The sequence below is a fragment of the Variovorax sp. KK3 genome, assembly GCF_001984055.1.
Taxonomy (GTDB): domain Bacteria; phylum Pseudomonadota; class Gammaproteobacteria; order Burkholderiales; family Burkholderiaceae_C; genus Variovorax.
Genome location: NZ_LYVO01000032.1, coordinates 1 through 14,180, shown reverse-complemented (window position 1 = coordinate 14,180; position 14,180 = coordinate 1). Strand labels below are relative to the sequence as shown.

The 14,180-nt window shown below is 68.7% G+C and carries 15 protein-coding genes; 8 read left to right on the top strand and 7 right to left on the bottom strand.

What is annotated here, in order from left to right:
• Window positions 1-2: 2 nt before the first annotated feature.
• Complete coding sequence (locus tag B0W80_RS16835; protein WP_077000312.1) at window positions 3-272, top strand: DUF2164 domain-containing protein; 270 nt, start codon at window positions 3-5, stop codon at window positions 270-272.
• A 3-nt stretch (window positions 273-275) separates the two neighbouring features.
• On the opposite strand, the gene B0W80_RS16830 is transcribed toward B0W80_RS16835, so the two are convergent.
• Window positions 276-1,166 (bottom strand): LysR family transcriptional regulator, encoded by an 891-nt coding sequence (locus B0W80_RS16830; protein ID WP_077000311.1) that lies wholly within the window; start codon window positions 1,164-1,166, stop codon window positions 276-278.
• 114 nt (window positions 1,167-1,280) lie between these two features.
• On the opposite strand from B0W80_RS16830, the gene wrbA reads away from it, so the two are divergent.
• Window positions 1,281-1,880 (top strand): NAD(P)H:quinone oxidoreductase, encoded by a 600-nt coding sequence (wrbA, locus tag B0W80_RS16825; RefSeq protein WP_077000310.1) that lies wholly within the window; start codon window positions 1,281-1,283, stop codon window positions 1,878-1,880.
• Between the two features lie 13 nt (window positions 1,881-1,893).
• Here the strand turns inward: wrbA and B0W80_RS16820 are convergent, their stop codons facing one another.
• From B0W80_RS16820 to B0W80_RS16795, 6 genes are all read right to left on the bottom strand, one after another.
• Window positions 1,894-2,307: a thioesterase family protein gene (locus tag B0W80_RS16820; RefSeq protein WP_077000309.1), complete on the bottom strand. Its 414-nt coding sequence runs from the start codon at window positions 2,305-2,307 to the stop codon at window positions 1,894-1,896.
• A gap of 110 nt (window positions 2,308-2,417) precedes the next feature.
• Window positions 2,418-3,431 carry a tripartite tricarboxylate transporter substrate binding protein gene (locus B0W80_RS16815; RefSeq protein ID WP_077000308.1) on the bottom strand — a complete coding sequence of 338 codons (1,014 nt, stop codon included), beginning with the start codon at window positions 3,429-3,431 and terminating at the stop codon, window positions 2,418-2,420.
• Between the two features lie 23 nt (window positions 3,432-3,454).
• On the bottom strand, window positions 3,455-5,053 hold the full coding sequence (locus B0W80_RS16810; protein ID WP_077000361.1) for an indolepyruvate oxidoreductase subunit beta family protein: 1,599 nt from the start codon (window positions 5,051-5,053) through the stop codon (window positions 3,455-3,457).
• A gap of 25 nt (window positions 5,054-5,078) precedes the next feature.
• Complete coding sequence (locus B0W80_RS16805) at window positions 5,079-7,232, bottom strand: indolepyruvate ferredoxin oxidoreductase subunit alpha (RefSeq protein ID WP_077000307.1); 2,154 nt, start codon at window positions 7,230-7,232, stop codon at window positions 5,079-5,081.
• 27 nt (window positions 7,233-7,259) lie between these two features.
• Entirely contained in the window at window positions 7,260-7,922 is a 663-nt protein-coding gene (locus B0W80_RS16800) for a c-type cytochrome (RefSeq protein ID WP_179106949.1), read from the bottom strand.
• Between the two features lie 47 nt (window positions 7,923-7,969).
• On the bottom strand, window positions 7,970-9,163 hold the full coding sequence (locus B0W80_RS16795; RefSeq protein WP_179106948.1) for a sorbosone dehydrogenase family protein: 1,194 nt from the start codon (window positions 9,161-9,163) through the stop codon (window positions 7,970-7,972).
• Window positions 9,164-9,305: 142 nt separating this feature from the next.
• Between B0W80_RS16795 and B0W80_RS16790 the strand changes: the two genes are divergently transcribed.
• The 6 genes from B0W80_RS16790 to B0W80_RS16765 all read left to right on the top strand — a co-directional run.
• Window positions 9,306-10,208 (top strand): LysR family transcriptional regulator, encoded by a 903-nt coding sequence (locus tag B0W80_RS16790; protein WP_077000306.1) that lies wholly within the window; start codon window positions 9,306-9,308, stop codon window positions 10,206-10,208.
• A 170-nt stretch (window positions 10,209-10,378) separates the two neighbouring features.
• Window positions 10,379-11,053 (top strand): PepSY-associated TM helix domain-containing protein, encoded by a 675-nt coding sequence (locus tag B0W80_RS16785; RefSeq protein WP_373038730.1) that lies wholly within the window; start codon window positions 10,379-10,381, stop codon window positions 11,051-11,053.
• Between the two features lie 43 nt (window positions 11,054-11,096).
• A complete protein-coding gene (locus tag B0W80_RS16780; RefSeq protein ID WP_373038740.1) occupies window positions 11,097-11,624 on the top strand; it encodes a DUF2271 domain-containing protein in 528 nt (175 codons plus the stop codon).
• A 26-nt stretch (window positions 11,625-11,650) separates the two neighbouring features.
• Window positions 11,651-12,457: a DUF4198 domain-containing protein gene (locus B0W80_RS16775; RefSeq protein WP_077000358.1), complete on the top strand. Its 807-nt coding sequence runs from the start codon at window positions 11,651-11,653 to the stop codon at window positions 12,455-12,457.
• Window positions 12,454-13,470 (top strand): FAD:protein FMN transferase, encoded by a 1,017-nt coding sequence (locus B0W80_RS16770; RefSeq protein WP_256856601.1) that lies wholly within the window; start codon window positions 12,454-12,456, stop codon window positions 13,468-13,470. Before B0W80_RS16775 ends, B0W80_RS16770 begins: the two co-directional genes overlap by 4 nt.
• 22 nt (window positions 13,471-13,492) lie before the next feature.
• Window positions 13,493-14,180: flavodoxin domain-containing protein (locus B0W80_RS16765; protein WP_179106947.1), on the top strand; the 688-nt coding region annotated here is incomplete at its 3' end.

The window sequence follows — 14,180 nt, the reverse complement described above, 5'->3', positions numbered from 1 at the left end:
CGATGACGATCGAACTGAAGAAGGAAACGCGGCAGGAGGCCATCTCCTCCATCGAGCGCTATTTCAAGGAGAACATGGACGAGCCCATCGGCAACATCGCCGCCGGTGCGCTGCTCGGCTTCTTCCTCGAAGAGATCGCACCGGCCGTCTACAACCAGGCGGTGGCCGAAGTTCAGGAGCGGCTGCAGGCGCGCATCTCGGAGGTGGACATCGAGGTGCACGAGGACGAGTTTCAGTATTGGCGGCGGCGGGAGAAGGGTGCAAAGCGGTAGGGCTCACTCCCCCTTGAGCTGATCGAGAAACCACCGCCCCGCCGGCCCAGGAGGCGCCTCGCGCTTGTAGATCGCCGACATCGCCAGCGGCGGCACGTGCGGGTCGAAGGCCTCTATCTGCAGTTGCACCAAATGCCCCGAGGCCAGGTCGTCGCGCACCATGGCGAGCGGCATGTTTCCCCAGCCGAAGCCGGCGCGCAGGAAGGCGTGCTTGGCGCCCAGGTCGGCCAAGCGCCAGGTGAAGGGTGACAGCACGCCGAAGTTGCGGCCTTCGCTGAGCGTGCTGCGGTCGGCCAGCACCAGCTGGACATGCTGCTCGACTTCGCGCTGCGGAATGACGCGGCGGCCGGCCGCGAGCTGGTGGATGGGCGCAGCGACGGTGACCATCGGCACGTCGAGCAGCTTCTCGGCTGCGAAGCCCTCGGGCACCAGCGGAAGGGTGCCAATGATGCCGATGCGGCAGCTGTCGTTCTGCACCAGCTGCACCACGGCGCCCAAAGCCTCCACGTACAGGCGCAGCGGCGTGTGCGGGAAGGCTGCGCGGAAGAGGCCCACGCCGACGGTCAGCGAGGCCATCGGGTACATCACGTCGACCACCACCGAGAGTTCGGGCTCCAGGCCTTCGGCGATGGTGCGTGCCTTGGCCTTGAAGCTGTCCATGCTGCCGGCGACGACGCGGGCCTCGGCCAGCAGCACGCGGCCGGGTTCGGTGAGCACGGGGTAGCGGCCGCTGCGGTCGAAGAGCTGCACGTCGATTTGCGCTTCAAGGTTGGCCAGGGTCTGGCTTACCACCGATTGGGCGCGCCGCAGCCGGCGACCGGCGGCCGAGAAGCTGCCTTCCTCGGCCGCGGCGATGAAGGTGCGCAGCTGGTCGACGGAGACGGCTTCGAGCATGTATCGGTCCTGACGATGGTTTCCATCGAAAGATAGTGGCTTTACGGATAGGTGTCCAGCGCCGAGACTGGGCTGCCTGTTCCTGCTCTTTGATCAAGCCTCCGAAAGAATTCCATGCCCAAGGTTCTCGTTCTCTACTACTCCTCCTACGGCCACATCGAGACGATGGCCCAGGCCGTTGCCGAAGGCGCACGCGGCGCCGGTGCGCAGGTCGACATCAAGCGCGTGCCCGAGACGGTGCCGCTCGAAGTGGCCAAGGCCTCGCACTTCAAGCTCGACCAGGCAGCGCCGGTCGCGGCCATCGACGATCTGGCGAACTACGACGCGATCGTGGTCGGCACCGGCACCCGCTTCGGCCGCATGTCGTCGCAGATGGCGGCCTTCCTCGACCAGGCCGGCGGCCTGTGGATGCGCGGCGCGCTCAACGGCAAGGTGGGTGCGGCCTTCGCGTCCACGGCAACGCAGCACGGTGGCCAGGAGACCACGCTGTTCTCGATCATCATCAACCTGATGCACTTCGGCATGACCATCGTCGGCCTCCCGTACAGCCACCAGGGCCAGATGAATGTCGAAGAGATCGTTGGCGGTGCGCCCTACGGCGCGACCACCGTGGCGGGCGGCGACGGTTCGCGCCGGCCGACCGAGATAGACCTGGCCGGCGCGCGCCACCAGGGCGAGCTGGTCGCGAAGACGGCGGCCAAGCTGTTCGGCTGATCGGCCCGGCGCGCTATTCGCACAGGCGCCGGATTTCGGGCGGTATGGCCACCGCGCGGATGCCGCCGCCTTCGCGCCTGGCCGCGAAGATGCGCACCTCCTCGCATTCGAGGATGAGGTCGTCGCCGCGCTTGACGCGGTAGGTCTGCACGAAGCTCTTGTCGCGCCATTCGGGGATCGTTACCTCGACCTGCAGCGTGTCGCCATAACTGGCGCTCTTGACGAAGCGGGTGTGGGTGTCGACCAGCGGCGTGCCGATCACGCCCAGCGTCTTCGCCGTCTCTTCCCACCGCGGCACGCCGCGCTCTGCGAAAAAGTGGCGCGAGGCCGCATCGATCCAGCGGAAGAAGTTGGGAAACCAGACGATGCCGGCGGGATCGCAGTCGCCGAATTCGACGTGGACGGTATAGACGACTTGTTGGGTCATGGAGTCTTTGCGGGGAACACCGTGGAACCGGCTTTGCCGGGCCGCTGGTGTTGCCCCCGGAACGCGGTGCGAGAGCTACACGAAGTGAGCGAGCTTGGGGGAGAGCTTATTCAGTCCGCAAGGATTTTTCGTTCTTTGATGATGGCGCCGAAGCGTGTCGAGTCTGCCACCGCACGGTCATGAAACGACGCCGGTGTGCCCGGCACCGCTTCGCCGCCCAGGTTGCCGATGCGCTCCTTCATCGCCGGCGTCGCGAGGATCTTGTTGATCTCGGTGTTGAGGCGCGCCACGATGGGCGCGGGCGTGCCGGCCGGTGCGTAGAAGCCGAACACCGTGTCGGCATCGAAGCCCTTCAAGCCCACTTCGTCGAGCGTCGGCACGTCCGGGAACTGCGGCGAACGCTTCGGGCTGCCCACCGCCAGCAGCCGCAGCTTGCCGGCCTTCACCTGGTTGAGCCCGATGCCGGGGTCGAAGTAGAAGTCGAGCTGGCCCGCCAGCAGGTCTTGCAGCGCCGGCGCCGCGCCGCGGTAGGGCACGTGCACCGCGAACAGGCCGGCCTGGCTCTTGAACATCTCGCCGGCCAGGTGCGGCGAGCTGCCGGTGCCGGGCGAGCCGTACGACAGCTTGCCCGGACGCTCCTTCACGTAGGCGATGAACTCCTTGATGTTCTGCGGCGGCAGCGAGGGCTTGATGACCAGGTACACCAGCACGCGCGCGGCGGCGGCCACCGGCACCAGGTCCTTGGCCGGGTCGAAACTCATCTTCGGGTACAGGTGCGGGTTGACGGACACCATGCCGCCCGAACTCATGAGCAGCGTGTAGCCGTCGGGTGCGGCGCGTGCGACGTTCTCGCCGCCGATGTTGCCGTTGGCGCCGCCGCGGTTCTCGATCAGCACGGGCTGGCCCAAGGCGTCCTGCAGCGGCTGCCCGATGGCGCGCGCGATGGTGTCGGCGGCGCCGCCGGGCGGGAAGTTGACCACCACCTTGATGGGCTTGTTGGGCCATGCGGCCTGCGTGGCCTGCGCCTGTGCCTGCGTGGCCGGCAGTGCGACCGCGCCCAGTGCGAGCGCCAGCAGCGCGCGGCGCCAGGGGGCGGGGCGGTGGCGCCCGGGTCTTGTCGTCATCGTGTCGTCTCCTGTCGTTTGATTCAGGGCGTGGCTGCAGGCCGGCGCTTCATCCAGCGGATGGGCTGCGCCTGCACCGGCCGCGCGGGCGCGCCGTGGCGCACCAGGGCGGCATCGAGCGCCTTGCCCGCGTCGTCGGCCAGGGCGGCTTCGCGTGCGGCGGCGATGGCCTCGGCACGCGCGGCGGCGCTGGTGCCGGGCTGCGCGGCCAGGTGATCGGCGACGTGCAGCAGGTTGTTCTTGCCGCGCTCGTTGGTGCTGCCGTAGCCCTTGATGAGGCGGCCGCACAGGGCGATCTGGTGGCCCAGGTGCCAGTCCTCGCGCGTGCCCTGCAGCACGGCGGCGAGCCAGCGTTCGATCAGCACCTGCTCTTCGGTGAAGCGGCTCCCGCGCCTGCGCAGCCAGCGCAGCGAGGCCAGCAGGCGCAGCGAGGCCATGCCGACGACCGAGTGGCTGCCGACCTTGAGCGGCATGGCCCAGGGCGTGGCGCGGCGGCGGTCCCAGGCGGTGATGCGATGTGCCAGCGGTGCGGGCAGCAGCGCGGCGAACTCGGGCGCGCCGGGCTTGAAGTGGTCGTAGACCTTGACGATGTCGCCATCGGCGGCGCGCACTTCGCGGTGCACGCGTTGGGCACGGCTGCCACGGCTCTTGAGTTCGGCCACGCGCACGATGTCGTCGAAGGCCATCCACAGCGCGAGCCAGCGCGCCATCTCGGTGGTGAGGGCGAAGCCGCGGGTGGCAGCCGGGTCGGCCGCGCGCTCGGCTGCCAGCACGTGCTGCAGCCGGTCGACGTAGCGCTGCGCATAGGCGGCGTCCTGGTAGTCGAGCACGCGCGCGTAGCCCAACGACAGCATCGCGTGGACCGGCGGTGGAAAGAGCTGCGCGATTGCCGGTGGCAGCGGCTGGTCCGCCATCGGCGCGTCCTGCTCGGTGGTCGCCAGCAGCCGGCTCACCATGGCCGCCTGCTCGCGCGGTGAATGCACGATGTCGAAGGCCTGTGCGAAGCCGCGGAGGCTGGCCGCGGCCATGCGGCCGAGCTTTTCGGGCGCCTTGCCGCCGCCCACCACGTGCTCGTAGGCCTCGCGTGGAAAGGGCAGCAGGCCGCTGCCCGCGATGGCGCCCAGCATCACGGCGCTGACCACGGTGCCGGCGTCGCGCGCCACGGCGCCCATGTCGAACACGTGGTGTTCGCGGCTGAAGTGCTTGACGAGGTCCAGCAGTCGGCCGCTGTCGGTGCGGCCGTCGCCGAGCTGCATGCGTTCGGCCGTGGTCAACGTGCGGCTCGACGAGCTGATGAGCAGCGTGCGCTCGGGCGTGCTCATGCCGTTGCCGATCTGGCGCGCCGTTTCGAGCAGCTCGGACGAGACGATGGCGTCGAGCGCGCCGGGCACGGGGCTCAGGCTGAAGACGGGCCGGCGTCCGCCGAGTTCGGCCAGTGGAACGGGAAAGACTTCGAGGTAGTAGGTGGTGGCGCCGGTGCGCTGCGCCACGCCGGGGATGGACGTGCTCTGCGCGGCAAAGCCGGCGTGGCGCGCCACGTCGACCAGCCATTCGGTGAGCACCCCTCCGCCTTCGCCGCCCAGGGCGCAGACGAGCAGGGTGATGGGTTGCGTGCGATTCATCGTGGGAAACAACAGGAGAAAGAGATCAGGCGGGCTGCAGCGCGCGTACCAGGGCGCCGCGCAATGAATGCAGCAGCCGCTCGTGCCATTTGGGGTTCTGCACCACCTCGGCCCGATAGAAGCTCGGACACAGCGTCGCCGCATGCGCGTTGGCGCCGCACAGCCCGCAGCCCACGCAGCCGTCGATGACCACGGCGACCGGGTCGACCTTGAGCGGGTCGGGGTTGTCCTTGATGGTGAGCGTGGGGCAGCCCGACAGGCGGATGCACGCATGGTCGCCGTTGCACACGTCTTCGTCGACGCCGTACTTCACGCGCACCACGCGCTCGCCCTTCTTGAGCAGGCTGGCGATCCATGGCTTGATGCGGCGTTGGCGCTCGAGTTGGCATTCGCCCTCGGCGATGATGACCTTGAGGCCGTTGAAGCTGGTGGTGAAGGCTTCGTTGAGCGTGGCGCGCATGGTGTCGACGTGGTAGGTGTGCACGGTGCGCATCCACTGCACGCCCAGGCCCTTGAGCGTCGATTCGATGGTGTTGTTCTTGTCGACGAGGCTCTGCTGCTTGTCGACCGCGCGCTCCTTCACCTCGTCGTCGGGCGTAGAGATGATGTCCTGCGTGCCGGTGGCCGAGGTGTAGCCGTTCTTGAAGATCAGCAGCACCGCATCGTCACCGTTGAAGAGCGCGCTCTGCACGCCGGTGAGCAGGCCGTTGTGCCAGAAGCCACCGTCGCCCATGATCGACAACGCACGCCTTTGCATCATCGGCGACACGCCGGCGCGGCTGGCCAGGCTCATGCCGTAGCCCAGGATCGAATGGCCCATCGAGAAGGGCTCGAAGGTGCCGAAGGCATGGCAGCCGATATCGGCCGCGATGTGGACCGGGCCGCTGTCTTGCTGCGCGAGCTTGAGCGCCGAGAACACCGGGCGCTCGGGACAGCCGATGCAGAAGCTGGGTGGTCGAGCGGGCAGCGGTGCGTCGAGTGTCGCGGCGACTTCCGCGCGGCGCTTCTGGTTGCCGTCGAGCCAGTCCCCTGCCGAGTCCTGCGCGTGCTGCTGCAGGTAACGCGCGGCGAATGTCGAGAGCCCGCCGGCCATCACTTCCACGCCCAGCTCGCCGGCCGGCGGCAGCATGTCGCAGCCGTGCAGCGGCGTCTGGATGTCGCGCCGGCGCAGCAGAGTCGCGATCTCCTGCTCGATGTATTCGGGTTGGCCTTCCTCCACCACCAGCACCGCGCGCTTGCCCACGCAGAAGTCGGCCACCTGTTCGGGCACCAACGGATAGGTGACGTTGAGTACCAGCAGCGGGATGTCGGTTTCGCCGAAGGCATCGGCCAGGCCGAGCTGCTGCAGGCTGCGCACGAGCGCGTTGTAGAGGCCGCCCTGCACGACGATGCCCAGGTCCGCGTGCGTGCCGGGCATCAGCTCGTTGAGGCCCTGTTCGGCGATGTAGCGGCGCGCGGCGGGCAGGCGCTCTTCGCCCTTGAGCTTCTCGTGGCGGAAGGTGACCGGCGGATGCGCGAGGCGCATGTAGTCGAAGCCGGCCGGTTCTGCGATCGGCGCGCGCGTGGACACCGCCGGCGCCAGGTTGTCGCGGCATTCGAAGCTGCCGCGCACGTGGCAGGTGCGGATGCGCAGCTCCATGATGCAGGGCATGTTCGACGTCTCCGACAGGCGGAAGCCGTGCTCCACCATGTCGACCATGCGGCCCAGGTCGGGGCGCGGGTCGAGCAGGCACATGCTCGACTTCAGCGCATAGGCGTGGGTGCGCTCCTGGATCACACTGGCGCCCTCGCCGTAGTCCTCTCCCACGACGATGAGCACACCGCCCGTGACGCCGGGCGACGACAGGTTGGACAGCGCATCGGCCGCCACGTTGGTGCCGACGATCGACTTCCACGTCACGGCGCCGCGCAGCGGGTAGTGGATGGACGCGCCGAGCATGGCCGCAGCCGATGCCTCGTTGGAGCAGGCTTCGACGTGCACGCCGAGCTCGTCCATGTAGGGCTTGGCCTGCACCATCACGTCCAGCAGGTGCGACACCGGCGCGCCCTGATAGCCGCCTACGTAGGCCACGCCCGACTGCAGCAGGCCCTTGGTGATGGCGAGGATGCCCTCGCCGTGAAAAGTGTCGCCCGCGCCGAGGCGCAAGGCCTCGATCTCCTTGCTGAATGAAACTTCCAAAACGCTTTCTCTCTCGTTGCTCTCTGATTACTTCGTGGGGGCGGGGCTGGCCGGGCTGGCAGGTCCGGCAGGACTTGGAGTGCCCGGAAAACGGGCCAGGTAGTAGGCGAGGGTGTCCAGGTCTTCACCCGGAATGCGGCCGACCGCCTCGGCCATGGCCATCGTGTAGCCGACGCGCTTGGCCGACTTGAACTCCTGCAGCGTCATCTTGAGGTAGTCCTCGCGCTGCCCGCCGATGCGCGGCACCTGCTGGCCACCGCTGAAGTCGGCGCCATGGCAGAACACGCACTTGTGCTCCAGCGCGAGCGCCTTGCCGCGCGTCATGCGTGCCGCATCGGGCGGCGTGGCCGGCGGCGGCGGCACGGCCGGCAGCGTGGCGATGAAGTCGGAGAAGCCGCGCAGGTCCTCGTCCTTCATGCCCTTGGCGATCGCGCTCATCGCTTCGTTGGATCGCCGTCCCTCGCGGAACAGAAAGAGCTGCGTGATCGCATAGAACGAATGCTGCCCCGACAGCGCCGGCGTGTTGGGCATCTCGCTGCGCCCGTTGGCGCCGTGGCAGGCCGCGCACAGCTGGGCAAAGCGCTGGGCGTAGGCCGCCCCCGGGGCTGCCGCGGGGGCTTCCGCCCCCTTCGTGCCCTTGCTCGCCTTGCCGGCCTGCTGCGCGCCGGCCGGCGCGCAGAGCCAGAACAAGAAAGCTGCAGCTGCTGCCGTGGTCGCGAGTGTTCGGCGTCCTCGCATCACTTGCCGTAGCTGATGCGGTAGATCGCACCCGCGTGGTCGTCGCTCACCAGCAGCGAGCCGTCCTTGAGGACCAGGAAGTCCACCGGCCGGCCGAGGTAGGTGTTGTTCTCGACGAAGCCGGTCATGAAGGGCTCGACACGCGCGCCGCCCTTGCCGTCGGGCCAGGCCACCGACACGTCGGCGTACTTCACGGTGCGGTTCCATGGGCCATGGCGGGCGATGAACATCGCGCCCTGGTACTTGGCCGGGAACATCTTGCCGTTGTAGAACTTCAGGCCCAGCGAGCCGGCATGCGGGCCGAGGAATGCGGCGGGCTTGACGAACTCACTGCAACTCTTGCCCCAGCCGAATTCCGGGTCGGGGATGTTGCCCTGGTGGCAATACGGATAGCCGAAGTGCTGGTTGTTCGCGGTGACGACGTTGAGTTCGTCGTTCGGGATTTCCTCGCTGAGCCAGTCGCGGCCGTTGTCGGTGAACCAGAGCCGGCCGGTCTTGGGGTCGAAGTCGAAGCCGACCGTGTTGCGCACGCCGCTGGCCACGGTTTCCATGCCGCTGCCGTCGAGGTTCATGCGGTAGATCTTGGCGTACTCGCCCGGGTCGCAGATGTTGCAGGGCGCGCCGATCGGGAAGTACAGCTTGTCGTTGTGCACGCGCAGGAACTTCCAGCTGTGGTCCTCGCCGCCGGGCAGCTTGTCGTAGATCACCGTGGGTGTGCCGATGTTGTCGAGCTTGGTGTCGACGTTGTCGTACCGCATGATCTGCTTGTGCGTGGCCAGGTACAGCGAGCCCTTGTAGTACTCGATGCCCGCGGCCTTCTCCATCTTGTCGATGATGGTCTTGGTTTCGCGCGCGTTGCCCTTCGGCACGATCGCGTAGACCTTGTTGCCGACGAAGAGCGTGCTGACGAACACGACGTCGTTGGCGCCCTGGCGGAGTCCGCGCGCGTCGAGCACGCCCGAAGCCCATGTCTCGACCTTGAAGCCCGGCGGCAGCTTGAACTTGGGCGTGGGCAGCTTGTCGGCCGCCGTCGGAATCGGGAAGGCCGGCACCGGCGCCATGCGCTGGGCGGCTTCGGTCTTGGGCCGACCCTTGGCCCAGCCGGGCTCCTCCGTGGGGGGCTGTTGGGCAGAAGCTGCCGTGGCGCCGAACAGCGCGGCGGCAAAGATGGCATGCAGTCGGGTCAATCGCATCGCTTGTCTCCAATTCTTGGCTTTCTGGGGCGGCGCGTGCGCGTGCCTGGGGCGGCGTCCGGCCGACTCGCAGTGTGCGAGTCGCGGCGCAGGTCATCAATACAATAATCCGGCTATCCGACATGAATGCCATGCATATTCAATGCACATCGATGCCATCGACTTGAACCTGCTGCGCCTGTTCGACGCCGTGTACCGCGCCCGCAGCGTGAGCCGGGCCGCCGAAGCACTGGGGCTCACCCAGCCGGCCGCGAGCCATGGTCTCGGGCGGCTGCGGCTGCTGCTGAAAGATGCGCTGTTCACCCGCGCACCGGGCGGCGTGGCGCCCACGCCGCGGGCCGAGCGGCTGGCCGCCGCGGTGCAGTCGGCGCTGGGCCAGCTCGAAGAGGCACTCAGCGAGCCGGATCGTTTCGAGCCATCGGCCTCGCGCAAGACCTTTCGCATCCACATGAGCGACATCGGCGAGGGGCGCTTCCTGCCGCTGCTGATGGCGCGCCTGGGTGAGCTCGCGCCGGGCGTGCGGCTGGAGACGCTGCCGCTCGGCCCCGACGAAATCGCGCCCGCGCTCGACAGCGGCCGGGTCGACTTCGCATTCGGCTTTTTGCCGAAGGTGAGCGACACGCAGCGTGTGCAATTGTTGAAGGACCGCTACATCGTGCTGCTGCGCAAGGGCCATCCCTTCACGCGCGGGCGCCGCAACGGCCAGGCGCTGCTCGAATCGCTGCAGCGCCTGGAGTACGTCGCGGTGCGCACGCATGCCGAAACGCTGCGCATCCTGCAGCTGCTCAACCTGGAAGACCGGGTGCGGCTGACGACCGAGCACTTCATGGTGCTGCCCGCGATCGTGCGCGCCACCGACCTGGCGGTGGTGATGCCGCGCAACATCGCGCGCGGCTTCGCGGAGGAGGGGCACTACACCATCGTCGAGCCGGCCTTTCCGCTGCGCGACTTCGCGGTGTCGCTGCACTGGAGCAAGCGCTTCGAGGCCGACCCGGCGAACAGCTGGCTGCGCGGGGTGATCCTCGAATCGTTCAGCGAAGGGTGAGGGGACGAGTGGTTCGTCCATGAGGCCGGCGTCTGGGAACGGCTTTGCAGAACTTCATCTGCTATCTGCTCCGTGGCGGTGGAGTTCGGCTGACAAACGGGGCTGCGGCGCGTTATGCGGCCAAGGTTTGCCGGGTCCAAATGACATTCATTCTCATTTGTACGTCTACAATGCGCGCTCCCATGAGTGCTCCCGCCGCCACCGCCCCTGCTCCTGCCTCCCGCCGTCGTGCCTATTGGCTCAAGACCCTGCACGAATGGCACTGGGTCAGTTCGGCGCTGTGCCTGGTGGGCATGCTGCTCTTCAGCATCACCGGCATCACGCTGAACCATGCCTCGCAGATCGAGGCGCGGCCGACGGTGACACGCAAGAACGCCGAGGTCGACGCGGGCTTGCGCGGCCGGTTGGCCGAGCAGCAGCCGGGCATCGTCAAGGCCAGCAAGGGCAAGGCCGAGCTGCCGGCCGAACTGCAGCGCTGGGTCAAGGCGCAATGGGGTGTGGACACGGTGGGCCGCGACGCAGAGTGGTCGCAGGACGAGATCTACCTCTCGCTGCCGCGCCCCGGCGGCGACGCCTGGCTGCGCATCGGCCTCGAAGACGGCGAGGCCGAGTTCGAGCTCACCGACCGCGGCTGGATTTCCTACCTGAACGATCTGCACAAGGGCCGCCACACGGGCGCGGCGTGGAGCTGGTTCATCGACATCTTCGCGGTGGCGGCGCTGCTGTTCTCCATCACCGGCCTGCTCATCCTCAAGATGCACGCGGGCAACCGGCCCTTCACCTGGCCGATGGTGGCGATGGGGCTGCTGGCGCCTTTTCTGCTCGCGCTGCTTTTTGTCCATTGATCTGTCTTGATCGACGTCTGAAGAAGAAAGGTTTTTCGTGCATATCCGCTACACACTCGCGCCCGCCGCCATCACGGCATTGATCGGGGCGCCTGCGCTGGCTGCGAGCCTGGGGGTCAACATCGAGGTGCCGCGCCTCAACGTGTCGGAATACCACCGGCCCTACGTGGCCGCCTGGATCGAGCGAGCCGACAACTCGATGGCCGCCACGCTGGCCGTGTGGTACGACGTGCGCACCAAGACCAACAACCCCGAGGGCGAAGGCACGAAGTGGCTCAAGGACATGCGCCAGTGGTGGCGCCGCGGCGGCCGCGAGCTGTCGGTGCCGGTCGACGGCGTGACCAGCGCGACCAAGCCCGCGGGCAAGCATCAGCTGAGCTTCACCGAGGGCAGCGGCGCGCTTCCCAAGCTCACCCCGGGGGCGTACAAGCTCGTGGTCGAGGCGGCGCGCGAAGTCGGCGGCCGCGAGGTCATCAGCATTCCGTTTCAATGGCCGCCTGCGAGTGCGCAGCAGCCGGTCGTCTCCGGCAAGGAAGAGCTCGGCGAAGTCAAGCTCGAACTCAAGCCCTGAACATGCTTATCAACGAGGAGTCCGCCATGAACAAGCCCGCCTTTCGCCTTGCCGCCATCGCCTTCGCCCTGACGAGCGCCGTCACTGCCGTGCAGGCCCACAACGCCTGGCTTCTGCCGTCGACCACCGTGCTGTCGAAGGGCGACACGATCACGGTCGACGCCGCGGTGTCGAACGACCTGTTCGTGGCCAACCACGCGCCGCTGCGCATCGAGGGCCTGCAGATCGTGGCGCCCGACGGCAGCCTGGTCAAGCACGAGAACGAGGCCAAGCTCAAGCACCGCACGGTGTTCGACGTGCCCGTGGCGCAGCCCGGCACCTACCGCATCGCGGTGCTGAACAACGGCCTGTTCGCGAGCTGGAAGGACAAGGCCGGCCAGACCAAGCGGGCCCGCGGCACGCCCGAGAGCATCGCCAAGGACATCCCGGCCGATGCGACCGATGTGACCATCACCCAGTCGGCCGGCCGGATCGAGACCTTCGTCACCGTCGGCAAGCCCAGCGCGCTCAAGCCGATCGGGCAGGGTCTGGAACTGGTCAGCACCGGCAACCCGACCGACCTGGTCAAGGGTGAGAAGTCGACCTTCACACTGCGCATCGACGGTCAGCCCGCCAAGGACCTCGAAGTGACCGTGACCGCCGGCAACACGCAGTACCGCGACAAGCTCAGCGAAGTGAAGCTCAAGACCGACGACAAGGGCCAGTTCAGCGTGACTTGGCCGACCGCCGGCATGTACTGGCTCGACGCCTCCACGCGCGACAACAAGACCAGCGTGCCGCAGGCCAAGGAGCGCCGGTTGAGTTACGCCGCCACGCTCGAAGTGGCGCCTTGAGCCTCGCTGCCGCGCCACCGCCGCCCCTCGACTTCGCACGCCGGCTGGATGGTTACGCCGGCCCGGCGATGCCGCGCCGCGCCGACCCGGTCAGCCTGCAGGTGATGGTCGGCGTGACGATGGGCACCACCTGGTCGCTGCGCTTCGACAACCCGCGCATGCTGCCGCGCGACGACGTGCGCGCGGCGGTGGAGGGCGCGCTGGGCCGCGTCGTGGCGCAGATGAGCCACTGGGAACCGGACTCCGACATCAGCCGCTTCAACCGCGCGCCGGCCGGTTCGCGCCACCGCCTGCCCGCCGAGTTCGCCGCCGTGGTGGCCTGCGCGCTGCATTGGGCCCAGGCGAGCGGGGGCGCGCTCGATCCGACCGTGGCACCGCTCGTGGCCTGCTGGGGCTTCGGCCCGCAGGCGGCAGCCGCGGCGCCCGATGAAGCAGCGCTGGCCGATGCCGCCGCGCGCGTGGGCTGGCAAGGGCTGGCCTTCGATGCGTCCGACGCCAGCATCCTGCAGCCGGGCGACCTGTGCCTGGACCTGTCCGGCATCGCCAAGGGCTTCGCGGTCGATCACGGTGTCGAGGCCTTGTGTGCGCTGGGCCTGCGCGACCTGCTGTTCGAGATCGGCGGCGAGCTGCGCGGCGTGGGCCGGCGCCCGAGTGGCACGCCGTGGCAGGTGCAAGTCGATGCGGGTGCGCCGTTGGCGCTCTCCGTGCCGCTGGCCGACATGGCGGTCGCCACCTCCGGCGACCGCTGGCAGGTGCGGGAGGCCGAGGGCCGGCGCTGGTCGCACAGCATCGATCCGCGCAGCGGCCGACCGGTGGGCCCGTCGCTGGGCAGCGTGACCGTGGTGCATCCGCACTGCATGGAGGCCGACGCGCTGGCCACGGTGCTGATGGTGCTGGGCCCTGACGAAGGCCCGCGCTTCGCCGAGCAACATCGCATCGCCGCGCTCTTCAGCCGGCGCGCAGGCGAGGGCCGCGAGTGGCACGCCAGCCCGGCCTGGGAGGCGCACACGTGACACGCAGGCAGGCGCAGGCCTGATGGACGAAGCCCTGCGTCACCTCGCCGCGGCGGCATCCGTGCTTCTCTACGGCGCCCTGTGTGCCGCCACCTGGCGGCGCGAGCGCCGCCGCGCACGGGCGCTGGCGGAGGATGCCGCCTCGCTGGCCGGCACCGGCGCGCCGGTGCTGGTGCTGCATGCCTCGCAGACCGGCCAGGCCGAGACCATCGCCTGGCAGACGGCGCGTTGGCTCCATGCCCGGGGCGCGGCCGTGCAGGTGAAATCGCTCAACGAGATCGACCTGGCCACGCTGCAGGCCGCCGTGCACGCGCTCTTCGTGACCAGCACCTACGGCGAGGGCGACCCGCCCGATGGCGCCAGTGCCTTCGTCGAACGGGTCATGGGCGCGCGGGCGCAGCTGGCCCATTTGCGCTATGCCTTGCTGGCGCTGGGCGATCGCCAGTACGCGCACTTCTGCGGCTTCGGCCGGCGCCTCGACGGCTGGCTGCGCGACAGCGGCGCGGTGCCGTCGCACGAGCGAATCGACGTCGACAACGGCGACGATGCGGCACTGGCGCGCTGGCGCGGGCAGTGGCAGGCCGAGGGCGCGCATGTCGAGGTCGACGGCGACGGCGCGGCGGGCGAAGCCTTCCAGCCGTGGCGGCTGCGCGCGCGCAAGCTGCTGAACCCGGGCAGCGCAGGCGCGCCGATCTTCCAGCTGGCACTGG

Bases quoted from the DNA above. Each gene is read 5' to 3' on its own strand.
- B0W80_RS16820 (WP_077000309.1), bottom strand. From the start codon at position 2,307: ATGACCCAACAAGTCGTCTATACCGTCCACGTCGAATTCGGCGACTGC.
- B0W80_RS16795 (WP_179106948.1), bottom strand. From the start codon at position 9,163: ATGCGATTGACCCGACTGCATGCCATCTTTGCCGCCGCGCTGTTCGGC.
- B0W80_RS16830 (WP_077000311.1), bottom strand. From the start codon at position 1,166: ATGCTCGAAGCCGTCTCCGTCGACCAGCTGCGCACCTTCATCGCCGCG.
- wrbA (WP_077000310.1), top strand. From the start codon at position 1,281: ATGCCCAAGGTTCTCGTTCTCTACTACTCCTCCTACGGCCACATCGAG.
- B0W80_RS16785 (WP_373038730.1), top strand. From the start codon at position 10,379: ATGCGCGCTCCCATGAGTGCTCCCGCCGCCACCGCCCCTGCTCCTGCC.
- B0W80_RS16835 (WP_077000312.1), top strand. From the start codon at position 3: ATGACGATCGAACTGAAGAAGGAAACGCGGCAGGAGGCCATCTCCTCC.
- B0W80_RS16810 (WP_077000361.1), bottom strand. From the start codon at position 5,053: ATGAATCGCACGCAACCCATCACCCTGCTCGTCTGCGCCCTGGGCGGC.
- B0W80_RS16775 (WP_077000358.1), top strand. From the start codon at position 11,651: ATGAACAAGCCCGCCTTTCGCCTTGCCGCCATCGCCTTCGCCCTGACG.
- B0W80_RS16815 (WP_077000308.1), bottom strand. From the start codon at position 3,431: ATGACGACAAGACCCGGGCGCCACCGCCCCGCCCCCTGGCGCCGCGCG.
- B0W80_RS16790 (WP_077000306.1), top strand. From the start codon at position 9,306: ATGCACATCGATGCCATCGACTTGAACCTGCTGCGCCTGTTCGACGCC.